Annotated in this window: 23 protein-coding genes and 2 pseudogenes; 15 read left to right on the forward strand and 10 right to left on the reverse strand. The window is 67.5% G+C overall.

All coding sequences use genetic code 11. The features are described 5' to 3' along the window. Positions 1-124: 124 nt before the first annotated feature. Together VGP60_RS37170 and VGP60_RS37175 are read left to right on the forward strand one after the other, a co-directional pair. Entirely contained in the window at positions 125-2,446 is a 2,322-nt protein-coding gene (locus tag VGP60_RS37170) for a hypothetical protein (protein ID WP_327552895.1), read from the forward strand. Continuing rightward, positions 2,443-3,366, forward strand: coding sequence for a class E sortase (locus tag VGP60_RS37175; RefSeq protein ID WP_327552896.1), 924 nt, complete (start codon positions 2,443-2,445; stop codon positions 3,364-3,366). Before VGP60_RS37170 ends, VGP60_RS37175 begins: the two co-directional genes overlap by 4 nt. A 105-nt stretch (positions 3,367-3,471) precedes the next feature. On the opposite strand, the gene VGP60_RS37180 is transcribed toward VGP60_RS37175, so the two are convergent. Beyond that, a complete protein-coding gene (locus tag VGP60_RS37180) occupies positions 3,472-4,563 on the reverse strand; it encodes a substrate-binding domain-containing protein (protein WP_327552897.1) in 1,092 nt (363 codons plus the stop codon). A 138-nt stretch (positions 4,564-4,701) separates the two neighbouring features. Beyond that, the gene (locus tag VGP60_RS37185) at positions 4,702-5,046 is read right to left on the reverse strand and encodes a DUF1508 domain-containing protein (protein ID WP_327552898.1); all 345 of its coding nucleotides are present in this window, start codon (positions 5,044-5,046) and stop codon (positions 4,702-4,704) included. Between the two features lie 422 nt (positions 5,047-5,468). Here VGP60_RS37185 and VGP60_RS37190 point away from each other — a divergent pair, with 422 nt between their 5' ends. After that, positions 5,469-6,272: an SGNH/GDSL hydrolase family protein gene (locus VGP60_RS37190; protein ID WP_327552899.1), complete on the forward strand. Its 804-nt coding sequence runs from the start codon at positions 5,469-5,471 to the stop codon at positions 6,270-6,272. A 102-nt stretch (positions 6,273-6,374) separates the two neighbouring features. Here the strand turns inward: VGP60_RS37190 and VGP60_RS37195 are convergent, their stop codons facing one another. Further along, entirely contained in the window at positions 6,375-7,604 is a 1,230-nt protein-coding gene (locus VGP60_RS37195; protein ID WP_327552900.1) for a hypothetical protein, read from the reverse strand. Between VGP60_RS37195 and VGP60_RS41930 the strand changes: the two are divergent. Then, positions 7,531-7,911, forward strand: a pseudogene (locus VGP60_RS41930) (DUF3885 domain-containing protein); the annotation flags it as partial. The gene VGP60_RS37195 and the pseudogene VGP60_RS41930 sit on opposite strands and share 74 nt — an antisense overlap. Positions 7,912-7,927: 16 nt before the next feature. On the opposite strand, the gene VGP60_RS37200 reads toward VGP60_RS41930, so the two are convergent. The 3 genes from VGP60_RS37200 to VGP60_RS37210 all read right to left on the reverse strand — a co-directional run bounded on the left by VGP60_RS37200 (position 7,928) and on the right by VGP60_RS37210 (position 10,067). Continuing rightward, a complete protein-coding gene (locus VGP60_RS37200; RefSeq protein WP_327552901.1) occupies positions 7,928-8,518 on the reverse strand; it encodes a dihydrofolate reductase family protein in 591 nt (196 codons plus the stop codon). A 58-nt stretch (positions 8,519-8,576) separates the two neighbouring features. Then, positions 8,577-8,888 carry a VOC family protein gene (locus VGP60_RS37205; RefSeq protein WP_327552902.1) on the reverse strand — a complete coding sequence of 104 codons (312 nt, stop codon included), beginning with the start codon at positions 8,886-8,888 and terminating at the stop codon, positions 8,577-8,579. Positions 8,889-9,152: 264 nt separating this feature from the next. Then, positions 9,153-10,067 carry an alpha/beta hydrolase gene (locus VGP60_RS37210; RefSeq protein ID WP_327552903.1) on the reverse strand — a complete coding sequence of 305 codons (915 nt, stop codon included), beginning with the start codon at positions 10,065-10,067 and terminating at the stop codon, positions 9,153-9,155. A gap of 235 nt (positions 10,068-10,302) precedes the next feature. On the opposite strand from VGP60_RS37210, the gene VGP60_RS37215 reads away from it, so the two are divergent. The 4 genes from VGP60_RS37215 to VGP60_RS37230 all read left to right on the forward strand — a co-directional run bounded on the left by VGP60_RS37215 (position 10,303) and on the right by VGP60_RS37230 (position 14,041). Next, the gene (locus VGP60_RS37215) at positions 10,303-10,944 is read left to right on the forward strand and encodes a GNAT family N-acetyltransferase (RefSeq protein ID WP_327552904.1); all 642 of its coding nucleotides are present in this window, start codon (positions 10,303-10,305) and stop codon (positions 10,942-10,944) included. A gap of 204 nt (positions 10,945-11,148) precedes the next feature. Further along, entirely contained in the window at positions 11,149-11,904 is a 756-nt protein-coding gene (locus tag VGP60_RS41845; RefSeq protein WP_414640462.1) for a Chromate resistance protein ChrB, read from the forward strand. A gap of 150 nt (positions 11,905-12,054) precedes the next feature. After that, positions 12,055-12,804 (forward strand): hypothetical protein, encoded by a 750-nt coding sequence (locus VGP60_RS41850; RefSeq protein WP_414640463.1) that lies wholly within the window; start codon positions 12,055-12,057, stop codon positions 12,802-12,804. A 193-nt stretch (positions 12,805-12,997) separates the two neighbouring features. After that, positions 12,998-14,041: a metallophosphoesterase gene (locus tag VGP60_RS37230; protein ID WP_327552907.1), complete on the forward strand. Its 1,044-nt coding sequence runs from the start codon at positions 12,998-13,000 to the stop codon at positions 14,039-14,041. Positions 14,042-14,276: 235 nt separating this feature from the next. Here VGP60_RS37230 and VGP60_RS37235 read toward each other — a convergent pair. The 3 genes and pseudogenes from VGP60_RS37235 to VGP60_RS37245 form a co-directional block, all read right to left on the reverse strand. Further along, a pseudogene (locus tag VGP60_RS37235) lies at positions 14,277-14,699 on the reverse strand (FAD-dependent oxidoreductase); the annotation flags it as partial. 27 nt (positions 14,700-14,726) lie between these two features. Next, positions 14,727-14,921 (reverse strand): ferredoxin, encoded by a 195-nt coding sequence (locus VGP60_RS37240; RefSeq protein WP_327552908.1) that lies wholly within the window; start codon positions 14,919-14,921, stop codon positions 14,727-14,729. A 43-nt stretch (positions 14,922-14,964) separates the two neighbouring features. Beyond that, positions 14,965-15,720, reverse strand: coding sequence for a DUF2306 domain-containing protein (locus tag VGP60_RS37245; protein ID WP_327552909.1), 756 nt, complete (start codon positions 15,718-15,720; stop codon positions 14,965-14,967). Between the two features lie 105 nt (positions 15,721-15,825). On the opposite strand from VGP60_RS37245, the gene VGP60_RS37250 reads away from it, so the two are divergent. Continuing rightward, positions 15,826-16,614 carry a TetR/AcrR family transcriptional regulator gene (locus tag VGP60_RS37250; RefSeq protein ID WP_327552910.1) on the forward strand — a complete coding sequence of 263 codons (789 nt, stop codon included), beginning with the start codon at positions 15,826-15,828 and terminating at the stop codon, positions 16,612-16,614. 471 nt (positions 16,615-17,085) lie between these two features. Here VGP60_RS37250 and VGP60_RS37255 read toward each other — a convergent pair whose 3' ends face one another. Then, a complete protein-coding gene (locus tag VGP60_RS37255) occupies positions 17,086-17,310 on the reverse strand; it encodes a hypothetical protein (protein WP_327552911.1) in 225 nt (74 codons plus the stop codon). Between the two features lie 295 nt (positions 17,311-17,605). Between VGP60_RS37255 and VGP60_RS37260 the strand changes: the two genes are divergently transcribed. The 6 genes from VGP60_RS37260 to VGP60_RS37285 all read left to right on the forward strand — a co-directional run. Further along, positions 17,606-18,358: an SDR family oxidoreductase gene (locus VGP60_RS37260; protein ID WP_327552912.1), complete on the forward strand. Its 753-nt coding sequence runs from the start codon at positions 17,606-17,608 to the stop codon at positions 18,356-18,358. Further along, the gene (locus tag VGP60_RS37265) at positions 18,355-19,137 is read left to right on the forward strand and encodes an SDR family oxidoreductase (RefSeq protein ID WP_327552913.1); all 783 of its coding nucleotides are present in this window, start codon (positions 18,355-18,357) and stop codon (positions 19,135-19,137) included. The genes VGP60_RS37260 and VGP60_RS37265 overlap by 4 nt, the downstream gene beginning before the upstream one ends. Beyond that, on the forward strand, positions 19,130-20,683 hold the full coding sequence (locus VGP60_RS37270) for an acyl-CoA carboxylase subunit beta (protein WP_327552914.1): 1,554 nt from the start codon (positions 19,130-19,132) through the stop codon (positions 20,681-20,683). Before VGP60_RS37265 ends, VGP60_RS37270 begins: the two co-directional genes overlap by 8 nt. 539 nt (positions 20,684-21,222) lie before the next feature. Next, positions 21,223-21,420 carry a hypothetical protein gene (locus VGP60_RS37275; protein ID WP_327552915.1) on the forward strand — a complete coding sequence of 66 codons (198 nt, stop codon included), beginning with the start codon at positions 21,223-21,225 and terminating at the stop codon, positions 21,418-21,420. A gap of 24 nt (positions 21,421-21,444) precedes the next feature. Continuing rightward, on the forward strand, positions 21,445-22,092 hold the full coding sequence (locus tag VGP60_RS37280; RefSeq protein WP_327552916.1) for a hypothetical protein: 648 nt from the start codon (positions 21,445-21,447) through the stop codon (positions 22,090-22,092). Positions 22,093-22,213: 121 nt separating this feature from the next. Next, positions 22,214-22,800: helix-turn-helix transcriptional regulator (locus tag VGP60_RS37285; protein ID WP_327552917.1), on the forward strand; the 587-nt coding region annotated here is incomplete at its 3' end.

The raw sequence follows: 22,800 nt of genomic DNA on the forward strand, positions 1-22,800 counted from the left end.
CGTCTTGTTGCACTGGTACGACATTGACGATGCCCGCCGGCTTCGAGGAGCTTGGTCTTGCGCGCGCCCGCCGGGTCGTGTGCCGCTTCATCGCGAGTCGTGAAAGTCTGGGAGTGTTCCTGTGGTGCTCGTCGTACTAAGGCGCGTCTGCGTCGTCTTCGTCAGCGGCGTACTGGCGGTGCTAGGTGTCCTCGTCGTGCCGCCCGCCGGCGCGCAAGACGTCCCCCCGCCGGCGTTGGCCTACACGGTGAAGGCCTCGGCGGATGTTTCCCAAGCGCAGAACGGTGATCCCGTGCGGATCACCGTGTCCGGGCTGCCCGCCGGGGGACGGGTGACACTGAAGGTCTGCCCGGCCGAGGTGCCCAACACGCTGCTCAAGGGAGTCGGGCCCGCCGTGCCGCAGCCCGACCTGACCATCCGGGTGAACGCCTATTGCCAGACACTGAACGACGAACTCGTCGGCGCGCAGTTCGGCGCGGTGGATCGCGGCCGGAGCCAGAACAGCAAGGACGTCGTCTTCGACACCTCGATCCCGCGTGGTTCGAGCATCCCGGGCTATGTCATTTTCGACCCGGACTACACGAGTTTCAACGTGGGGCCGGCGTTTCCCTGGGCGAACAACCCGATCGTCTCCACCTCCTCGGACGGAACGCCGATCCGGGCACGCAAGTACTCGTTCACCTGCGACGAAACCCATCCCTGCATGTTCGCCTTGAATATCAAGGGAACCGTGGACGGCAAGGTCCTGTCCGCGATGGACACGTCGATCAAGTTCGCGCCGACCGCACCGGGGCTCACGGTGAAAGGGTGTGGCGGCCTCGGGGCGAGCACCTTGGACGCGACCATGCCGGAACGGTTCGGCGGGACCGCGGTGTCGTGGAACCAGTTGCTGTGCGCGCCCACCCACGCCGACCAGCCGACGAACATCATCGGGGAAAACGAGGACGAGGGACTGAAATCCTTCGACACCGGGAACGCGGACATCGCGTTCACCGGCTCCGGGAGCGCACTGGCCGAGCAGACCGTCCGCTCCCGCGAATACGTGCCGGTGGGGTTGAACGCGGCGGTGATCGCGGCGGTCGGCTGGTCGCCGACCGACAAGGACGACGGCAACGCCGCCCTCATTTCCCGGGTGCGGTCCCCGTTCTCCTTCACCTTCGACGAGGTCGCCGACATGCTGTCCAAGGGCGGGGAAACCCCGGACGCCGACGGCCGGGGCGGTATCTTCCAGGACGGATCCGCACTGGTACAACGGAATGCGGCCATGGCCGCCGTCGTCGACGGCCGGAACCCCGCCAACGTGGGACTGCGGGCCGGTGCCCGCGCCGGAGTCGACAGCGCCGCCGGTTTCTTCGGTGTGACCGGTGAAGCGGGGAAGGGCAGTGTCCCGCTGACGCTGTCCACGGTGCTGGGGCAGTCCGCGCCGCGGTCCTGGTTGTTCCCGGACCGCAAGGCCAACTACGGCGATCTCGCGGGCAAGACCCCGGGCACGATCACCGCGCTGGAGGCACTGGATCCCGGCGGCAATCCGCTGCACAACGTCGATGCCAAGGTCGGCAGGCTCGCCGTGCGCAAGCTCGTCAACAACGCCACCCTCGGCACCGGCGCCGACTGTTCCGGGGGCTGCCTGAACTGGGTGGTGACCGACCTGGCGACCGCGACGGACAACGGCTGGACCCCGGTGGCGCTGCCGAACGGCCGCGGCGGTTTCGTCTCGCCGAACGCGCACTCCCTGCAGGCGGCGGCGAACAGCATGAAGCAATCCCCGGACGGGACGCTGCGGCCCGGGACCGCCACGGATCCGGACGCCTATCCGCTCACGTTCGCGGAGTACCTCGCCGCGCCGGTCAACCCCCTGGTCGACAAGGCATGCGTGCCTCAGCAAGCCAAACAGGAACAACTGAAGACCTTCCTCCGGGTCGCGCAGAACGGCGGCCAGTCGGCGATGGGCGCCGGCATGGTGCCGCTGACCCCCGAACTGCTCGGGCTGGCGGGCGACCGCGCGGCGAGGATCGGCACCGGCACCTCTGACGCCGCTTGCCGGGAACAGGAAGCCGCCAACAACCCGCTGCCGGCCACGGGCGACTCCGGCAACACCGCCACGCCGGTCTCGGACGCCACGACGCCGTTGGGCGGCACCACCCCGCCCGCCGCCACCGCGGCGCCCGCCACCACGGCCGCGCCCACTCCCGCGACGGTGCTGGCGGCGAAGAACCTGGCCGACTCCGTGCGGATCCCGAGCTTCCCCGGTGCCGGCGCGCTCGGCGTGCTGATTCCCATGCTGGCACTGGTGATCCTCGCCGCGCTGCCCTCCGCGACGGCGTATGCCACCGCCGGGCGCCCGGTGCCGTCCTGGCTGACCAAGGCGATGCACTCGGTGGCCACCGCGGTCACGACGCTGGTCTCCCGCCGTCGTTACCCCTCGTCCGTGAGCGGTGAAGCATGAGCACGGAGACGAACGAACGGGCGAGCGACACCGAAACGCCGCCGGAAACCGGGGAATCACGGTTCGTGCGGTTCGGCCGGGGCTGGATCGCGGTGACGGTCTCGGTCTGGCTGGTCGCGACCGTGGTCTGTTTCGCACTGGTCGTCTACGCGCTCGGCCCGATGCTGCAGAGCAGTGACCAGCGCGCGGCACTCGGTGAGATCCGCGACGAGATGGGCCGGGCACTCGGCGCGAGCCAGAGCCTGCTCGGTGCCACACCCCCGAGCACCCCGATCGAATTCGGGTCGCCGGTCGCCGTACTGGAGATCCCGAAACTCCGGCTGCAACAGGTCGTCATCGAGGGCGCGTCACCGGTCGAGACGGCGTCGGGGCCCGGTCACATCCCCGGTACCTCGGGACCAGGGCAGCCGGGCAACTCCGCGCTGGCCGGGCGGTTCTCCGGCTACGGTGCGCCGTTCGGGTCGCTGGGAGATCTCGCGGCGGGGGACGAGATCGTCGTCGCGACCACACAGGGCCGGACGGTCTATCGGGTCACCGGCAGCGCGGTGCGTGCGCTGGACGAAGGTGCCGACTACGGCAAGAGCCAGGACGACCGGCTCACCTTGGTCACGTCCGCGTCGTGGTGGCCGCTCGCGTCCGAAGAGGCGACGGTGGTCACCGCGGTGATCGAGGGCATGCCTTTCCGCCCGACGCCGCAGAACGGCCGCGCCGACGCCCAGGACGGCCGGAGCGCGGCGTCCGGCGCGTGGGCGTTGCTGGTACTTGCGTTCGCGGGTTTCGTGGCCGCCGCGGCCGGGGCGACCTTCCTGTACCGCCGGTGGCGCCCGGTGTCGACCTACGTCATCTCCGCCCCGGTCCTGCTGGTGCTGGCGACCCTCGCCGCCACCGCGCTGTGGCGCCTGTTCCCGGCGTGGGCGTAGCGAAAACTACCGGCACTTGTCGACATATGGCGGTAGTTGAAAACGACAGTGGCCCGGCGAGCGGATGCTCGCCGGGCCACTGTCGTTTCAGTCGCTCAGATCAGGTCAGGACTTGGTGCAGGTGAGACCGGCCGAGGTGGCCGGCAGGGTCTTGAACCCGAACTGGGTGAGCGTGGCAGCGAGCTTGCCGCCACAGAGCGGGCTCGCGGTCGCGGCGGTGTCACCGGTGTCGAAGCCGATGGCGCGCTTGGCCTGGTCGTAGGACAGCGAGCGAGTGTCGACGATGTGGTAGACGACCCGCGAACCGAGGAAGCTGTCCAGGAAGGCCGGGGCGTAGCTGCCGGCGGAGCCGGACACCGGCGCACCGTCGGAACCGGCACCGGTGAGCGGGTTGACGGTGAATCCGGCGCGCTTGTCCGGGGTCACGCTGTTGCCCTGCGCGACCCAGCCGGCGATCGAGTACGGCGCGATCGCGGTCGCCTGGTTGGCGGCGGCGATGGTCGTCGCGTCGTTCTCCTGGAAGCGGTTGATCGTCACCGGCTTGGTGGTCGGGTCGAAGCCCAGCACCGTGCCGGTGAAGAAGGTCAGCGTGCCCGAGCCGGGCTGCGGCAGGTACACCGAGATCGCCGCGTTGGCGCCACCGACCTGGTTCCAGTTGGTGATGGAGCCGTCGTAGATCCCGCGCAGCTGCGCGAGGGTCAGGGTCAGACCGGCGCCCGCGCCCGTCGCCGAGGAGGACCAGGCGACGCCGTCCTTCGCGAAGCCGAAGAGCTCGAAGGTGGCCGGGTCGCTGCCACCACGGCCCGAAGAAGACCGGGCGATGTCGATGGCACCGTTACCGGCGTCGGCCGAGGCCTTCAGCGCGGCCTTGCCGGCCGAGGAGCCGTCCGGCGGCGGGTTCGACGCGTTGTAGGTGACCGCGTTGTTGAACGGGTCGGCCGGGACGGTGAACGACGTGCCGGCAGCCAGCACCGGGGGCACGTTCACGTAGTTGTCGGGGTCGGTGTTCCAGGCCGCGGCGTTGGCGTTGGCGAGGATCGCGCCGGTGACGCTGAAGATCGTGTCGGAGCCGGCGGACGCCAGAACCTCAGGCAGACCGTTGGCCGGTGCGACAGCCGAAGCCGTGCCGGTCAAGGAAAGACAAGCCGAAGCAGCGATCGCTGTTGCGCCGAGAAACCGAGTGGTACGAGCACGCATGTTTGAAGCACTCTCTCTCTAGTTCCCAAAGTCGTCACAGGTTTCCGTGACAGGACAATTCCGCCGCACCAGCCTGTCCGTCTCCGGTGTTCTGCGTTCCCGCCCGACGTCTTGATGGTTAATCCCCGGCCAACGCACTCACGGTGATCGGAGATCGCGGAACGAATTGACGGAAAGATTCTGGGAATTCGCGCCGTATTTCGCGCGCCAATCGACTACGGTGTCCGGCGCGTCGTTGCCCGCCGCCGCGGCCACCGCGGCCCGGAACCGGTCGAGACTGTGACTCGCTTCGATTCTCCGGCCGTACTCGTGGCTGGCGGTCGCGACCAGTTTGTGCTCCGAACGGAGTGACCAGCGCCAGTTCGCACCGCTCTTGTGGTGCAGATCTGCTTGAAGATCAACTATATTGTCGTTGAGCCACGCTATTCCGGCGACGCACGATTCGACGTCCCGGTAGCCTGTCGAGCCGGATCCGAGCGACACGTTGTTGCTGCCGAGAAGCCTCCAGAAAAATCGGTGTTCGTCCATTCTGATCAGCTGAAAACGCGGATTCTTCCTCATCGGTCGTCTCTGCCTGCCGTGGCCGGCGCACGGTGGCAACCGGGCCGTATCCCCCTAGACACGCTGCTTAAATCGTCGACAGCATGTGAAAAAGTTACGGTTTCTGGTTAAGGCGCGACGATCTGCAGATGAACAATGGACTCGCGGTCATCGTGGGCACGGTGCATCGGGCAGTCGCAGGCAGAATGCGGCACGGATGACCACGCCGCGTTGGTAAAATTACCCAACCCGAACGAAGTCATTTACGTTAACAAGTGACGTAGCGTCTTCTTAAAGGTGCGGTGGGTTGCTATTCGTTAGACGTCACGACATTCCCCGCCCCCCTGCTCCCCGCGGAGACATTCATGCGCGTAGCACGCGTTCTCGCCCCCGCCCTCACTGTTCTCGCCGTCGTGTTCGCCGGCGCGGCACCGGTTTCCGCCGCCCCCGCCGCCATCGGGAAATACGTCGCGCTCGGCGACTCCTACGCCGTCGCCCCCGGCACCCGGACCTACGACGACCCGGACGACGCCTGCCGCCGGGGCCCCTTGGCCTACCCGAGACTGTGGGCGGCGGCGCACCCGGCGGCCACTTTCGTCGAAGCCTCTTGTTCCGGTGCCCGGACCGCCGACGTCCGCACCCAAGCCGCCGCGCTCACCCCCGACACCTCGCTGGTGACCGTGCAGGTCGGCGGCAACGACGCCGGTTTCGTGGACGTACTGGGCGCATGCATCCTCACCCTGGACGATCGGGACTGCGTCAGCCGCACCGAACAGGCCAAGCTGGTCACTCGTACCGAGTTGCCGAGCGCGTTGAGCGGCCTTTACGCGGCCATCCGTGCCGCGGCACCGTCGGCGCGTGTGGTCGTGGTGGGCTATCCGCGGATCTACCAGATCGGTGGCAACTGCGGGATCTTCGGGCTCAGCGACACCGAACGCAGCGCCCTGAACTCCTCGGCCGACGCACTCGCCGAGGTCACGAGCGCGGAGGCGGCCGCGGCCGGGTTCACCTTCCTCGACGCCCGCACGGTCTTCGACGGACACGGCCTCTGCACCGGCTCGGAATGGCTGACGAGCCTGGAGTGGAGCAAGCTCGACGAGTCGTACCACCCGAATCCCGCCGGTCACCGTGCCGGATACCTGGCGGCACTCACCGCACTGGTCGGCTGACCGAAGATTTTCGGCCGATCGCGAGAAGTTCCCCTTTTGCCACAAGGTGAAGGCCACCGCAGGGGTCCCGTGGTGGCCTTCACCTCTGGTTGCTGGTGGTGGTTATCCGGCGAAGCGGATGGAGGCGACCTTCTTGTCGAAGCCGAGGGGTTCGAGGTCGAGAACGTTGCCGTCGACGATCTTCGAGGTCCCGGTGCAGTCCGGACCAGTCCAGATCTTGTAGGTCCCGGTGGCCTGGATGGAGGAGACCTGCGTGGGCTGGCCGACGTTCGCGCATCCGGGGCCGGAGATGCCCTGGGAGCCGTTGGGCTCGGAGAGGTTCTTGCCGCTGTTGAGGATCGCGCTGGTCGCGGTCAGCGCGCCACCGGCGGCCGGGGTGGTGGTCGGGGTACCGCCGGTGGCGGGGCCGAAGAACACCGAGGTGATGTTGTTGTCGAACCCGATGGTGGAGAGGTCGAGTACGTCTTCGGTGATGACCGCGGACTTGCCGGTGCAGTTCGGGCCGGTCCAGATCTTGAGTGATCCGTTGACCGAGATCGAGGAGGCGACGGCGGCGCGGGGTACGTCCTGGCAGCCGGCCGGGGTGTTCGACAGGCCCTGGGACGCGCCGTTGTCACTGAAGTTGGCGTCGTCGAACAGGACAGCGGTGGTGGCGGGGGCGACGTCGGTGGCGGGCGGGGTGCTCGCGGGCGGTGGGGTGGTGGGCGCGGTGCCGGTGGGGCCGGACTTCTGGCCGTTGGGCTTCATCCCGAACCAGGTACCACCGATGCCCTGGCCGAAGGTGTCGCCGGCTTTTTTGTCCTTGCCGAACAGGTAGGCGGGCCAGCCACCGATGGTGACCTGGCGGGTCCCGTCGTCGCGGGTGACGATGCCGACCGCGGAGGCTTTCACACCGGCGACGAAGATGCGGCTGCCCGGGCCGACCAGCAGCGGCGGCCAGGTCTTCGCGCAGTCGCCGTTGCAGGTGGATTTGGACGGTTTCGCGGTGTCGTTGTCGAACCGGTAGACCGTCCGCCCGGCGCCGTTGACCACGACCGGGTTCAGTTCGCCTGCTTTGCTGGCTTTGAGCTGGATCCAGGCGCGTTTGGCTTGCGGTTCGGCGTCGTCCGACGTGCCGCTGGGGCCCTTCGCGAGGTCGCCTTTGGTGAGGTCGGCTTTGTTGGACTTCGCGGTGCCGGACAGCAGGTTCAGCGCGGGATCCACCCCGCCCGTCTGCGCCGCCGAGGGGGCCGGGGCGGCCTGGGGCGCGCCGTCGGTGGTGCCGCATGCCCCGAGCAAGGCGGCGCCGGCGGTCACGAAGGCAGCAAGGAACACAGCATGCTTACGGAACACGGGTTTCTCCAGAAGTCGGAAGAGAATCCACCGGATCGGTGAGGCTGTCCGGGGAGGTACATCGACTACACGGATCCGCCCCGGGAACGGTTCAACAAAATTTCGGAGTTTCTTTCCATCGCCCGAATTGACCCCTTCTCGGGGTTCCCCATATGGACGGAGTGTCCACACCTATTGTGACCGGAGGGTGCGTTTCCACAGTTTGCCCGAGCCCAAGCACTATCCCGACCACGACGCCGAATACGACGTCGTGGTCCACCGCTACATCTCGGTCATCGACGAACTGTTCCGTGAGCGGGAGGTCCGGATCATCACTGCGGCAGTCATGGCTGTTTCCCTTCTGGATGGACTATGCGGCAACGCAGATGTGTGGCGTTGCGGCCTTCGAGCCGGCGGACGAGCTCCAGTTCGATGTGGCCGTGTCCGGTCGGCTCGAACAGCCGCCGTCCGTCACCCAGCAGTACGGGGACGAGGTGCAGTTCGAGTTCGTCGAGCTGGCCGGCTGCCAGCAACGCCTGCGCCGCGCTCGCGCCGTGGACCAGCACGGCTCGATCTCCCGCTGCTTCCCGGGCCTCGGTGGCACATGCGTTGACGTCGGTGTAGTACTTCGCGCTGCCCGGTGGCTCGTCGGCCGGATCAATGTTGTGCGTGAGCACGTGGATCGGCACTCCGTCGTGGTGGTCGCCTTGCCATCGACCGGCCAGCTCGTACGTGCGGCGTCCGGATATCACGGCGCCGGTCGAGCTGGCCTCGGCGTACACCTGCCCGTTGATCCCCTCGGACATCCGGTCGTCGAGCCAGTTGAACAGCCGCCCTCCGTTACGGCCGAGTTCCTGGCCCGGCCGGTCGTCCGGCCCGGTGATGTACCCGTCGACCGACACGGACATGTAAAGCCGAAGTGGTGTCCTACCCATCTCATTCCCCTTCCTCTGGCCAGTCGGCGGCGGTGATGTCGTCGGTGTGGCCCGCGGGTCACTGGACGAGTTCGATCCGGCGACCGTCCGGGTCGGCGATGAACGTCGTCTTCAGGCCGTCATCGCGTTCCTGCCCTGGGGCGACCGGCTCGATCCCGTGGTCGGCCAGCACGTCGAGCGTGTCGGCCATCGACTCGACCTGCACGACGAAATGACTCACGTCGGTGCCACGGTCGACCGGGTTGCCGTCGTGCACCAGCTCGACGGTGACGAACTCATCGTCGGGGAGCTTGAGCATGGTCAGCTGCCCGATCGGCGTCTCGGGCACGCTACCCACGACCTGGTGCGCGCCGCGTCCAGTCGCGCCCACTTCATGATCACGATCGCCTCCGTGCGAGCTGCCCCTGCTTGTCATATCGCCAGCATGCGCGCCAACGCTCATCCAATCCCGACCACTTCACCACAATCCGCATCTGCCGAATTGGGGATCTCCAGGGCAGCCCTGGAGCAGGCTCACGGCGAGAACCTCGCCGTCTGGCGCCTGCTCACCGAGCACGGCATCGAACGGTGCCTGCGACGGTCTCCGCAGGGAGACAGTTCTGTAGGGCGCCCACTTGCCGGCGTTGGCTCTTGGTCAGCGCGAAAGCGTGTCGCGGATTGCCTGAACCACGGCGTCGGGCCGGAGCCAGACGATGCCCGAGTGCCCGGCATCGTCCAGGTGGCGGACCTCTGCTCGGGGGAGCGCCGCGGCCAGGTCGGTGTAGAGCCGGTGCTTGGTCTGGTTGGACTCGGCCAGCGATGCGCGCGCTTCGGGCGGCACCAGCTCCTCGGCGAGCGTGTCGGTCCCCATGGCGGACACGAAGATCAGCGGCACGTCGGGATCGGGTCCGGCGTCGCGGACCTCGCCGAACAGCCGCGGCAGGTTCATCGGCTCCCGCAAGGACTGTCGGTAGCCCTCGCGGCTGAACCCCTGATCCAGCAGCGGTTCGCGGATCTCGGCAGGCCAGCCATCGAGCGCCCGGCCGAACGTGGTTCGGTACGCGGTCCGCATTGCGTCTAGCTGCTCGCGCGGGAACAGGTCGTCGGTGTTCGAGTCCCGCAGCCGCTGCGCTTTCTCTTCCGGCAGGTAGTCGACGATGTCCTCGTGAGTCGGGTCGAGCAGGACCAAGCCGGCGACCTCGCCGGGGAATCGCTTCGCGTAGAGCCGCGCGTACAGGCCGCCGAGCGAATGCCCGACCAGCACGTACGGGCCGGGCACGGACGCGACGCGCAGCAGCTCGTGCAGGTCGTCGGTCACCTGTGTGCCGCTGCGTGGAAGACCTACCACGTCGCTCCAGCCCGTGCCGAGCCGGTCGTAGATCACGCTCGTGGTGAACTCCGCGACGAGGTTGTGCACGTTCCAGTAGTACAGGCCGAACATCCCACCGCCGGCCAGGAACACCACGGGCGGCCCACCGGTGCCAGACCGGTGCAACAGCATCGCTCCACCCGAGACTTCGTGGCGCGTCCCCAGCGGGGCCCCGGTCACACTCGCGGTGTTCTCCACCATGTTCTGGCGCTCCTCTCGTCGGGAACCCGGCCCGCACCAGCGCTGAAGGCCGTTCCGTAGCTGAGTATCCCGGTTTAAGGACCCTGCTGACACCTCGGATGATCTTGCTTGGCCCCCCGTTCCGCTGGCCGAGCCAGGCGAGATGCTTGCTTAGGCAATATCCGCTCGTGCCGTTGAGAGTTCTGCGTGGCAAACCAGTGGCGCGGGGAAGGCTCGGTGAGCAAAATCAAGTCCCGTGCTCCCTGATCTGTGGCCCCAATACGGCCTCACCATCGTCACTCCGCGACTCGAGCTTCGGCTGCCACGCGAGGAGGAACTGGCCACACTCGCTCAGCTCGCGGGCATCGGCGTGCACCGCCCGGACGAGCGTCCGTTCTTGACGCCCTGGACCGATGGCGGCCCCGGGGATCGGGCGCGGTTCGTGCTCCAGGGCCACTGGAGTCGGCTCGGAGCCTGGAGTGCGGCGGCGTGGCAGCTGGGGCTCGGGGTCTTCCGCCACGGCGACCCGCTGGGCATGGTCACACTACGGGCGCGCGACTTCAGGATTGTCCGAGAGGTCACGACCTCCGCGTGGCTGGGAGTGGAACACCAGGGCAAGGGCTATGGAACCGAGGCTCGGGTCGGCCTGCTGACGCTGGCCTTCGACCATCTCGACGCGCGTGCCGCGCTCACTGAGGTGTTCCAGGACAACCATGCCTCTCAGGGGGTGTCCCGCAAGCTCGGCTACGAGCACGATGGCATCTCTGTGGACGCCCGCGGTGACGAGGTACTCGTCTCCGACCGGCTACGGCTCATGCGGGAGACGTGGACTCGACAGACGCGACCCGTGATCAGGGTGGTGGGGATGGCAGCTTGCCGGCCGATGTTCGGCCTCTGACCACGTCCGCTCATGCCGCGATGAGGTTACCTACGCCCTGGTTACAGTGCGTGTCGGCTGCCGACAGGGGCCGATGATGCCGCGCGAAGCTTCGTAGGTGAAGTCGGCGAAGAAGCTCATCACCCGACCATCGGCACGAACTTCAACGCCGGCGACTCCGTCGCGGCGGGAGATGCGGCGGCACCACCTCATGCTCGGCAGGTCATGTGCCACTGTCACGATAACGACATAACGGCGGTTAGGTACGATGTGCATCGGGGTGGGCCCCTGGCCGTCCGGCAGACTGTGCGGGTGCCTGAGCTGGAATCGCCGCACCCTGCTGGGTGGCTGCTGCTGATCTACCGTGTCCCGCCGGAGCCGAGCCGGTTACGTGCCACGGTGTGGCGCCGTCTCAAGGGGCTGGGCGCGGTCTATCTGCAGAACTCGGCCGCCACCCTGCCGGCCGGCCCAGGTGCGGAACGGGCTTTGCGGAAGCTGCGGCACGAGATCGTCGGAATGGGAGGGACCGCGTCACTGCTGACGTGTGCCGCCCTCGTCGGTGGGGCTGACATCGTCGCGGCGTTCCAAGCCGCCCGCGACGACGAGTACGAGGAGATCGTCGACAAATGCCAGGACTTCCTGGCCGAGATCGAGAAGGAGACCTCGGCGGCGCACTTCACCTATGCCGAACTGGAGGAGAATGAGGAGGACCTGACCAAGTTGCGCAACTGGCTGGCCAAGATCACCGAGCGGGACGTGCTGGCCGCGCCTGGCCGTGCGGCCACGACGCGCTGGAGCGGTGTGAACGGGTGCTGGAGGAGTACGCGGCCAAGGTGTACGCCGAGGACACCGACGGACACTGACCTCGATTGCCTTATGCGTGGCGGCGAGCGCGCCACAGGCTCCACGGCAACATCACGACCACCGCCGCAGGCAGCACCCACCAGGCGGGCACCCCGGCCCGGCCGAGTCCGAAGGTGACGGCCAGGGCGGCGACCACGGCCACGGCGATCCGCCAGTCGTCCCCGACGACGAAGTCGTACCAGAACCGGCCGAAACGGCGTACCCAGGCGATCATGGCCGTCCCACCTCAACATCGATGCCCTATCACCGGCGCGGGCTTGGGGCGCGATGCGGCGCAACAGCGCGACCAGAGCCAGGGCGAACACCGCGATGGCGGGCGCGAGCACCACCAGTGCGACATCGGCGCCCGGCCATTGTGCACCGGCCCCTTCGCTGCCCCAGAACGTGCCGAACGCGGTCAGCATCACTCCGACGATGAATTTCATGGTGTTCTCCGGCACCCGTGCCAGCGGCGCCCGGACAGCGAACCCGGCCGCGGTCACCAGGACGACTGCGCAGCCCGCCGCGGCCGCGGCGAGCGGGAGGTTGTGCTCGTTGCTGCCGAAGGTCAGGGCGATGAACACCACCTCAAGCCCTTCCAACAGCACACCCTTGAACGACAAGGTGAACGCGTACCAGTCGGCGACCAGCCCGCTACCGTGCGGTGGCGCGGTGCGTGCGGCCGCCAGCTCGGACGCGAAGATCGCTGTCTCGTCGTGCGGGTCCTTGTGCCCGGCGGCACGCAGGACCGCCTTGCGCAGCCACTGGAGCCCGAAGATCAGCAACAGACCCCCGACAACCAGCCGCAGCGCACCCAGCGGGACGAGAGCGAGCGCCGGGCCGAGGACCGCGACGAGCGCCGCCAAGGCGATCAGCGCCGCGCAGACACCGAGACCGGCCGAACGCCAGTTGCGTGCCGTGCCCGCGGCCAGCACGATCGTCAGTGCCTCCACAGCCTCCACGAGACAGCCCAGGAACACAGCCAGGAACAACGCCGCTCCGGTCACCGGGACCCCCTTCGTGCTGCTACCAGCGTAACAGCCGTTAGCTGTGACTCCTATCAACTGTTAGACCTATTTCGGGGCGTTGGTGAATCCGTCACCAAGTACGTCGGCCGGTTCGGCGGGAGGTGGCGCCACCGAAGGTTCATCCGGACGTGACGGCGAGGTCGCGCGGTGTTCAGCCAGGCAACAGAGAGTCCAGCGGTACTCCATTGTGAAAGGGTGAAATCGTGAAAGCTCGTCGTCGCTCCGTCCTCTCTGCCGGCGCCATCTTGGCCGCGCTGGCGATCGGGTTGCCGGCCAGTGCCGCTGCCGCCGCCAATCAGGCCGACAACCGGGGCAACGGGCCCGGAGACAGCTACACCTTCGCCGTGATCGGCGACATCCCCTACGGCGCGGCCCAGATCGCCCGCTTCCCGCAGGTGGTGCAGCAGATCAACAATGACCCGCAGGTCCAGTTCGTCGACCACCTCGGGGACATCAAAGACGGCTCGTCGGTGTGCAGCGACGAGTACTTCGCCCAGGTGAAAGCACAGTTCGACACGTTCGCTGACCCGCTGGTCTACACCATCGGCGACAACGAATGGACCGACTGCCACCGGACCAACAACGGTTCCTACAACCCGCTCGAACGCCTGACCAAGATCCGTTCACTCTTCTTCCCTCAGCCCGGCTACACCCTCGGCCGGCACCCGGCCAAGGTCACTACCCAAGCCGCGCAAGGCATTCCCGAAGACGTGCGCTACACACGCGCGGACGTCGCTTTCGCCGCACTGCACATCGTCGGCAGCAACAACAGCCTGGCCCCCTGGACCGGCAACACCGGCCCGACGCCCGAGCAGACCGCCGAAGTGCTCAACCGCACCGCGGCGGTGATCCAGAGCATCCACGACACCTTCGCCCAGGCCCGCCAGGACCACAACAAGTCCGTCGTCCTGCTGACCCAGGCCGACATGTTCGACCCCACCGTCCCCAACGCCGCCTACTCGGACTACTTCGCGTTCCAGCCGATCGTGCAGGCCATCGCCCGCGAGTCGGCCGACTTCCATGGCCCGGTGTACCTGTTCAACGGCGACAGCCACGTCTACAACGACGACCAACCGCTCGCGGCCGGATCCCAGTGGCTCTCCTTCTACGGCGTCAGCAAGCCGGTGACCAACCTGACCCGGGTGACGATCGACGGCTCCACCGGCGTGAAGAACTACCTGCGGGTCGCCATCAACCCACACGACCGCAACGTGCTCAGCTGGACTCGCGTGCCCTTCACCTCCTGAGCACCACTCGATTCGCACGGCGGGTGGACGAGAAGATGCAGATCCGGCTCGCGGTGTCGTTGCGCACTCCAGACGACGAGCTGCGTGACACGCTGGTGCCTTTCTCGCCGTAGGCGGCGACGAACCTGCGGTCGGCGACGTCGCCGTGCACCACGGTCATCGACGCGTCCGGGGGAACGTCGACATTCATGCCGAGGGCGACCGCCGCGACCTCGACACCGAGGAACCCTGCTCCGACGATGACCACCTTCGGGCGGCCCAGCAGGGCCGCGCGCAGGGAGAGGGCGTCGTCCAGGGTCAGCACGGTGTGCACCCCGGCCACGTCGTCGCCGGGCAGGTGGCGTGGCCGGACGCCGGTGGCGATGACCAGCGCGTCGAACACGATCCGGTCGCCGTTGTTGAGCAGCAGCCCGCGCCCCGCCGCGTCCAGCCCGACGGCGGGGCATCCCAACCGGAGTTCGGCGTCCAGTCTGCCGATCGCCTCCTTGTCGCGCAGCAGGACCCGCTCCGGCTCCCACTCGCCGGAGAGGACCTGTTTGGACAGTGGCGGCCGGTCGTAGGGTGGGTGCCACTCCGACCCGATCAGCGTCAGCTTCCCGTCGTAATCCCTTGGCGCGCAGGGCTTCTGAGGTGGACAACCCTGCGGCCGACGCGCCAACGACCACGACCTGGCCGAGCATGGCGGTCAACCTTCGATCGTGATCGCCAGCGCGGGGCAGCCCGCCGCCGCGAACTGCACGTCCGCGAACCGGTCGGCGTGCGGGCTGTCGTCCAGCAGCATCGCGGTCCCGTCCTCGTCGCGCTGGTCAAACACGTCGGCGGCGACGAGCACGCACTGTCCGGACCCGACGCACCTGTTCTGATCGACGAACACCTTCATCGGTTGTCTCCTCGTTGTTGTTGGTCAATGCGGGGCTGGCCGGTCAGCGGTTTCCCGCTCGGACACTCGTGTCCATGCCGCGAGGGGCGGCGGCCGGACGGCGGGCACCGGGTTTGCGGCGTTCCAGCAGCCAGTCCGTGAGCAGCAGCAGGAGCAGGGGGCTGAGCCAGACGCCGATGCTCGTCGCGGTGTTTTTCATCAGTTCTTCGTTGCCGCCGAACGCGCTGTCCACCTGTGGCGTGAGCACGATCATCGCCGGGATGTTGATGACCCGGCTCAGCGCGATCGACATGGCGAGGGCGAAACTGCGTGACATCCACCTGCGGTGCTCGTCGTAGCGGCGCTGGCGGACCATCCGCAGCCCGACGATCGTGATGATGAGCCACAGCGCCGATCCCACGAGGTTTGCCACGCGCACGGAGGGGCCGGCCGAAGTGTGCCAGCCGATGTACAGCCCGAGCAGCCCGGCGGGTAGCGCTCCGGCGTAGACGTAGATCCGGCCGGTGATCCGGTGTCCGCGCCGGTGGCGCGCGCGGAACGCGGGCCAGATCTGGAAGCAGGCGGTCGTCATGGCGACGGTGCCGAAGAGGACGTGTGCCACGAGCAACGGGTAGTACAAGTCGTTGCCCGGCGGCGACGGCAGGCGGGAATTGTCCGGGTCGAAGGTCAGGTAGGGCGGCACCGAGAAGGCCAGGAAAGCCGCGGCCACCAGCATCAGCGGCGCGATCCAGGGGCGGCGCCACCAGGCTTGCGGAGGGCGAGGTGGAGCCGTGCGCGGCGCGTTCGTGGTTGAGGTCATGACGATCCGTTCGTGGTGGACAGGTAGAAACTATGTATAGCGTACATTGACATGTATGTCATACATAGTTTTAGAGAGTGGGGGACGACATGGACGGGATGGCGGATGACGACACGAGACAGCACGAGCCCGGAACTGCCGCGCAGTCTCACGCTGCTGTGGGCGGGGCGCCCCCAGGGCCAGCGCGGACCCCGGCCCAAGCTCAGCGTCGAGCGGATCGCGCAGGCGGCGGTCCGGGTCGCGGACACCGACGGGCTCGAGGCGCTGTCCATGCAGCGGATCGCCGGCGAGCTCGGTTACTCGACGATGTCCCTCTACAACCACATTCCGAGCAAGGAACTCCTGCTGGAAGTGGTCGCCGACATCGGAGCCGGCCCGCCACCCGACCTCGGTGACACCGACGACTTCCGGCACGCGGTCCGGCGCTGGGTTGGCGCGCTGTGGGCCGGGTTCCAAATCCGTCCCTGGATGCTGCGCGTCCCGCTCGACCACGCATCCTTCGGACCCAACCAGCTCGCCTGGCTCGACCGCCTGCTGCGGCCCCTGCTGGCGGCCGGGCTGATCGGCGGCGAGGCGAGGGTGGCGGCCCTGCACGTGACCGCGGTCGTGCGTGGCACGGCGCAGATCAGTATGAACATGGCCAGCGCACACAAGACCGACGACGGAATCCCGCGCGCCGATGCCGACCTGGCACTGGTTGTCGCCGAGTTCATCGACCCGAAGGACTACCCGGCGCTGACCGCCGTCCACGCAGCCGAGATCGTCGGCGAACACCCCGGACACGACACCGAAGGGGACGACCTGCCGTTCGAACTCAGCTTCGGAGTGGACCGATTCTTGGACGGCGTCGAAAGCTGGGTAGTGGCACAGACTCGCCGTGCCGGCCCCACCTGAGCGGACGGACGATCGCACGAGATTGGGCATACGAACCTGAGCCAGAAGTATTGAGCTCCCGGCGGGCTCGAACGGGACAGTTGAATCCGGGACCGCACCGGTAACTGATCACCCGGGCACCAGGCTGGGGGCAGAACCAGTTCGAGCACGCCGACTGGCCGACCTGGAAGGCCAACGTCTGCAGAAAATCGTGCGACGACGCACTGGATCATCGATCTGGCTGCGGCGGGCTATGGCGATCATGGCCTCAGGCAGCGGATCACCATGACCGTCACCACGAACAGCCCGGGTGTGCTCGGCGAGGGTGGCGAATTGAACTGAGGTGTACTGCTTGAGCTCAACCGGTCGTCGCAACACCGCTCTATTGAAATGACAATAGCAGTTCGTTGAGTGCCTCAGTGGTGTCTTCCAGCCGAGTTTCTTGCGTGGACGTCCGTTGAGCGCCGACGCGCGGGGTGGGGGAGTAGCACGTCATAGGCCCACCTCATGGGAGGTGACGATCGTGTCGGCACCGTCCTCACCCAGCTGGAGTAGGTCCGCAGCCGACGGCAACATCCGCGACTTCGCCGTGAGCGCATCCGTGGCCGGTTCGCTGAGTATCCGCACGGACTGAGAGGAGCCTTCGGAGACCGCGCCCAGCGCGCTGAGCGAGGAGATGTCCAACTGAGTTCCAGCGGTCGCCAGAATCGCGCTCACCAACAAGCTCGAGTCGTGGTTGTCCAGTGGTTTGGGCGGATCGGCCGGTCAGCCGTGAGACCACCGCCGCGGCAGAGCATCGGTGATGACCTCGTCGGTGGCGATACAGTGGTTACGCAGCGTCATAGGTGTGGTCGTCAAGCGGAGTGAATAGGCTGGGAAGGCTGTTTGGACGCTTCGTTGGACAGTCCGTCAGCGAACCGGACTTAAGGTGCTGTTTCCGGGGGTGTATCCCTTGTAACCTCGACTGAGCAACCGCTTAGTATGGCTCGCTGGAGAACAGGAGATCGACTCAGTGAACTCGTTCAAGGATCGCGTCGCGATCGTCACAGGTGCGTCGAGGGGTATCGGCCTCGGCATCGCCAAAGAGCTGGTCGAACGCGGTGCGAAGGTGTGCATCACCGCCCGCAACCCCGAGCCGCTGGCCGAAGCGGTGAACGAGCTCGGCGGGCCTGACGTGGCGATCGCCGTCGCCGGAAAATCAGACAACTCGGACCATCAGGATGAGGCTGTCGCCAAGACGATCGAGGCGTTCGGGCGGCTCGACATGCTGGTCAACAACACCGGTATCAACCCCGTCTTCGGCCCCACCCTCGATATCGACCTCGGCGCGGCCGCCAAGATCCTCGCCGTCAACGTCCTGGCGCCGCTGTCCTGGACCCGTCGCGCGCGTGACGCGTGGATGGGCGAGCACGGCGGCTCGGTGGTCAACATCGCCTCGGTCGCCGGGCTGGGCGCGTCGCCGGGCATCGGCCTGTACGGCATCAGCAAGGCCGCGCTGATCCGCCTGACCACGGAGCTCGGTGCCGAGCTCGGCCCGAAGATCCGCGTCAACGCCGTCGCTCCCGCCGTGGTGAAGACGAAGTTCGCCACCGCGCTGTACGAGGGCCGCGAAGAAGAGGTCGCGTCGACGTACCCGATGAAGCGCCTCGGCGTGCCCGCCGACGTCGCCGGCGCGGTCGCCTTCCTGCTGTCCGACGAGGCAGGCTGGATCACCGGCCAGACCCTCGTCCTCGACGGCGGCGTCACCCTGGTCGGTGGCGTATGAGCTTCGAACTCTCCGGCGCCGGGGTCGTCATCACCGGCGCGGGCAACGGCATCGGTGCCGCGCTCGCCCGCCGCTTCGCAGCCGAAGGCGCGCGGCTCGTCCTGTCCGACCTCGACGGCGACGCGGTCAAGGCCGTGGCCGACGAGGTCGGCGCCGTCGCCGTCACCGCGAACGCGGCCAGCGAAGACGGCATCACGCAGTTGATCGCCGCGGCCAGGGAAACCCTCGGCGAGATCGATCTGTTCTGCGCCAACGCGGGGACCGCCCCGAACGGCGGCCCGGACACGCCCGAGGACGTGTGGGCGCGTGCCTGGGACGTCAACGTCATGTCCCACGTCCGGGCATCGAAGCTGCTGCTGCCCGAGTGGCTCGAACGTGGCAAGGGGCACTTCCTCGCGACCGTGTCCGCGGCCGGGTTGCTGACCAGTCTCGGCTCCGCGCCGTACGCCGTCACCAAGCACGGTGCGCTGGCTTACGCCGAGTGGCTCAGCGCGACCTACCGCCACCGCGGCATCACCGTACAGGCGCTGTGCCCGCAGGGCGTGCGCACGAACATGCTCGAAAACAGCGGCCCTGGCGGGAAACTGCTGATGGACGCCTCCGCGATCACTCCCGAGCAGCTGGCCGACGACGTCGTCAAGTCGCTCGGCGGCGAGCATTTCCTGATCCTGCCGCATCCCGAGGTCGCCGAGTACTACGTGAACCGCGCGACGAACCCGGACCGGTGGCTCGGCGGGATGAACAAACTGCAGCGGAAGGTCGAACAAGCCTTTGAGTGACTGGCAGCCGGAAGTCGACGAGATCGCCCGAAGGCGTGCGCTGGCCGAACGCATGGGCGGCCGCGAAAAGGTCGCGCGGCAGCACGCCGCCGGGCGGCTCACGGTGCGCGAGCGCATCGAGGCACTCGTCGACCCCGGCAGCTTCGACGAGGTCGGCGCGCTCGCCGGAACCGCGCGGTACGGCGAAAGCGGTGAGCTCGAAGGGTTCACCCCGGCGAACTTCGTCGCCGGTACCGCGCGTATCGACGGCAGGCGCGTCGCGCTCGGCGGTGACGACTTCACCGTCCGCGGCGGCGCGGCCGACGCCGGGATCATGGAGAAGCAGATCTACGCCGAGCGGCTCGCCAACGAACTCGGCCTGCCGCTGGTCCGCCTGATCGAGGGTACGGGCGGCGGTGGCAGCGTGAAGATGCTGGAGCAGCACGGTTTCACCTACGTGCCGGTCAACCCGGGCTGGGATCTGGTGGTGGACAATCTGTCGGCGGTGCCGGTGGTGTCCGCGTGTCTCGGCCCGGTCGCCGGACTCGGCGCGGCCCGCGCGGTGATGTCGCATCTGTGCGTTCTTGTCGAGGGCGCGGGACAGCTGTTCGTCGCCGGGCCACCGCTGGTGAAGCACGCGACGGGTGCGGACCTCACGAAAGAGGAGCTCGGCGGTGCCGCGGTGCACCGCCGCAGCGGCGCCGTCGACCGTCTCGCCCGCGACGAAGAAGACGCTTTCCGGTTGATACGGGAGTTCCTGGCCTATCTTCCGTCCACTGTGGATGAACTGCCGCCGGTGATCGAATCCTCGGACGATCCGGCCCGTCGTGAAGAATCGCTGATTTCCTTGGTGCCGCGCAATCGGCGGCTGCCGTACAAGCTCCGTCCGTTGCTGGACGCCGTTTTCGACACGGGTTCGGTGTTCGACTACGCGTGTTACGGCGGTTCGGCGTATGTCGGCCTCGCGCGGCTCGACGGGCATCCGGTCGGCGTACTGGCCACGGATCCTTACCGTGGCGCCACATTGACCGCAGACGGCGCCGACGCGATGACCCGGCTGATCGACCTGTGCGAGACGTTCCACCTGCCCGTGGTCAGTCTCACCGACCAGGCGGGCATGGTGATCGGTTTGGCGGGGGAGAAGCGCGGCTCGATCCGTCATGGCGCGCGGGCGATCACGGCGGTATACCAGGCCAGGGTGCCGATGGCGGAGGTCATCGTGCGCCGCGTGTTCGGGGTCGGCGGCGCCGGGACGACCAACCGGCATCGCCTGGTGCGGCGCTGGGCCTGGCCGTCCGGCGACTGGGGCTCGCTGCCGGTCGAAGGCGGGATCGAGGCCGCCTACCGGGCGGAGATCGAGGCGTCCGACGATCCCGAGGCGCATATCGCCGAGATCCGGGAGCGGCTCGACGCGGTCCGCTCGCCGTTCCGCACCGCGGAGAAGTTCCTCGTCGAGGACGTCATCGACCCGCGCGAGACCCGGGCACGGCTGTGCGGGTGGGTCCACGACGCTTATCGCGTGCTGCCGAAGCTGCTCGGAAGGCCGTCCTTCGGTACTCGGCCTTAGCGGCGAGTGGTCACGGCCGGGACACGCGAACACCTCGCGTGAGTTGTTCGCACGGGGTGACTGTGCGCGGCTGGGTGAACCTACGGTGATCGACTCGGCGTCCTCGCGAGGACGCTGTCCCGGACTCGCGGCCGCAGGTGCCGGACATGATCGCCGGTGGTTCGCGGCCTCGGCCGAAGGCTCGTTTCATGCGCCCTACCAGCCGGTATGTTGGTTTCCGTGGTTATAGAGGACCGGCGCCGATCCTGCCGTTCGCCGCTTCGTGTGAGGCGTGTCGGTCGCTCAAACGGCGCGTGGTTGATCGGTGGTACTAGTTACATGGGGTGACGAACGGCGTCACCCGGACCGTTGGCCGCTGTTCTCGTGCCGTTCGCCGAGGCGGTTGGTCCTTCACGGTCTGTACGCCGTATGTCTTCGTCAAGATGGAACGAACCAGCCGGACGAATTTCGTCCGACAGAAGTGACGAGGCCCCCTGCTGACACAGGGGGTCTCGTGGATATCCCATTGCCTGCTCGCAAAAACAAGGAAGGGGACAGGCGTGACAGTACCTGTCACAGACGGCGCGACGCCAGGCACGACGTCGCCCCAACGGGTCGAAATCGTCGTGAGCTATCCCGAGGTCGCCGAGGTTCCCAAGCGATTCCCGACCCCCGAAGAGATCTTCGCCGCCGCCGCTCCGGCACTGGCCCGTGTCCGCGATCGGAGTGCTCGTGACGATCGTGGCGTCGCCGGATAGCTTCTCGATGCCGTGGAGGTTGTCATGACGAACGACTCGCCGAGCCGGCCGTGCTACCGGATCATCCTGGCGCTGGACATCGAAGGCTCGACGACGAGAACGAATTCGGCGAAGGCACGGCTGCGAACGGTGATGTACGAGCTGCTGGAAGCGGCGTTGCACGGAGCGGGGATCGCTGAGTGCCATCGCGACGAGCTGATCGACCGGGGCGACGGCGTGCTGGCACTGATCCACCCGGTGGACGACGTGCCGAAAACCGTGTTGCTGAACTCCGTCATGCCGACGCTGGCCCGATTGCTCCGGGAGCACAACTCCGGCCACCCGGACCGGCGGTTCCGCCTGCGTGCGGTCGTCCACGCCGGGGAAGTCCTCTATGATCCGAGGGGATGTTTCGGTGATGCGCTCGACATCGCGTTCCGCCTGCTGGACGCGCCGTCGGTGAAACATCGCCTTGAGCGGACGACGGCACCGATCGTGATGGTGGTCTCCGACGACATCTACCGCTACGTCGTCCGGCACGGCTATGACGGAATCGACGACCACGGCCTCGAATCGATCGGCAGGGTGACTGTCGGGGACGCGAGGCACCGCGGCTGGGTGCAGGTCCCGGAAGCCGCGCGGTATCCGACGGTGGATTTGAGCGCCGGTGTCACCCCGTCCGCGATCCCTTAGCCTGCACGAAATTCGTGCGAAGCGCTTCGCGGTGGTGCGGCGCTGGTAAGGGTGCATCCGTTGTGGTGATTGAGGTGTGGCGTGCTCGCCTGGGGTGCCCCGGGCGCTCTAGCGTCGACGGATGGTGATCGAGGAATCCACGGCCAGGGCCCGCGAGCTGGGCGGCGAACTGAAACGCGTCCGGGAACGGGCGAAGCTGAGCGGGCATGCGCTGGCGAGGATGCTCGGCTGGCCCGCGCCGAAGATTTCCCGGCTGGAGAACGGGAAACGCGGTGTGTCCGAGGTGGACGTCGCGATCTACCTGGCCAGGTGCGGGGCGACGCCGGACGAACTGGAGCGGTTCATCGCGCTGGCCCACGTGACCGACCACGGGTACCGGCTGCAGGAACACAGCGCGGGCATGCCGGACGAACTGCGCTCGCTCATCGTCCTGGAAACCACCGCCGAAACGATCTCGGGGTATGAGCCGTTCTTCATCCCCGGGCTGCTGCAAACCGAGTCCTACATCCGGGAAATGCTTAAGCTGGGCGGCCGGAAACCCGGCCGTGGCTTCGAAATGCGGGTAGAGGCGCGGTTGGCCAGGCAAGGGCTCTTCAACCGTCGCTGGCCACCGAAGATGACGTTCTTCATCCACGAGTACGCACTGCGATCCATGGTCGGCGACTCGCTGGTGATGTACGAGCAGGCCTTACACCTCGTGCTCGCGAC

The sequence above is a fragment of the Amycolatopsis sp. genome (assembly GCF_036008905.1).
GTDB lineage: Bacteria > Actinomycetota > Actinomycetes > Mycobacteriales > Pseudonocardiaceae > Amycolatopsis.

What these genes read in the sequence shown, in the direction of transcription:
- VGP60_RS37265 (WP_327552913.1), top strand. Translation starts at nt 18,355, where the DNA reads ATGAGCTTCGAACTCTCCGGCGCCGGGGTCGTCATCACCGGCGCGGGC.
- VGP60_RS37250 (WP_327552910.1), top strand. Translation starts at nt 15,826, where the DNA reads ATGACGACACGAGACAGCACGAGCCCGGAACTGCCGCGCAGTCTCACG.
- VGP60_RS37180 (WP_327552897.1), bottom strand. Translation starts at nt 4,563, where the DNA reads ATGCGTGCTCGTACCACTCGGTTTCTCGGCGCAACAGCGATCGCTGCT.
- VGP60_RS37240 (WP_327552908.1), bottom strand. Translation starts at nt 14,921, where the DNA reads ATGAAGGTGTTCGTCGATCAGAACAGGTGCGTCGGGTCCGGACAGTGC.
- VGP60_RS37175 (WP_327552896.1), top strand. Translation starts at nt 2,443, where the DNA reads ATGAGCACGGAGACGAACGAACGGGCGAGCGACACCGAAACGCCGCCG.
- VGP60_RS37190 (WP_327552899.1), top strand. Translation starts at nt 5,469, where the DNA reads ATGCGCGTAGCACGCGTTCTCGCCCCCGCCCTCACTGTTCTCGCCGTC.
- VGP60_RS37245 (WP_327552909.1), bottom strand. Translation starts at nt 15,720, where the DNA reads ATGACCTCAACCACGAACGCGCCGCGCACGGCTCCACCTCGCCCTCCG.
- VGP60_RS41850 (WP_414640463.1), top strand. Translation starts at nt 12,055, where the DNA reads ATGCGGCGCAACAGCGCGACCAGAGCCAGGGCGAACACCGCGATGGCG.
- VGP60_RS41845 (WP_414640462.1), top strand. Translation starts at nt 11,149, where the DNA reads ATGTGCCACTGTCACGATAACGACATAACGGCGGTTAGGTACGATGTG.
- VGP60_RS37280 (WP_327552916.1), top strand. Translation starts at nt 21,445, where the DNA reads ATGACGAACGACTCGCCGAGCCGGCCGTGCTACCGGATCATCCTGGCG.
- VGP60_RS37200 (WP_327552901.1), bottom strand. Translation starts at nt 8,518, where the DNA reads ATGGGTAGGACACCACTTCGGCTTTACATGTCCGTGTCGGTCGACGGG.
- VGP60_RS37210 (WP_327552903.1), bottom strand. Translation starts at nt 10,067, where the DNA reads ATGGTGGAGAACACCGCGAGTGTGACCGGGGCCCCGCTGGGGACGCGC.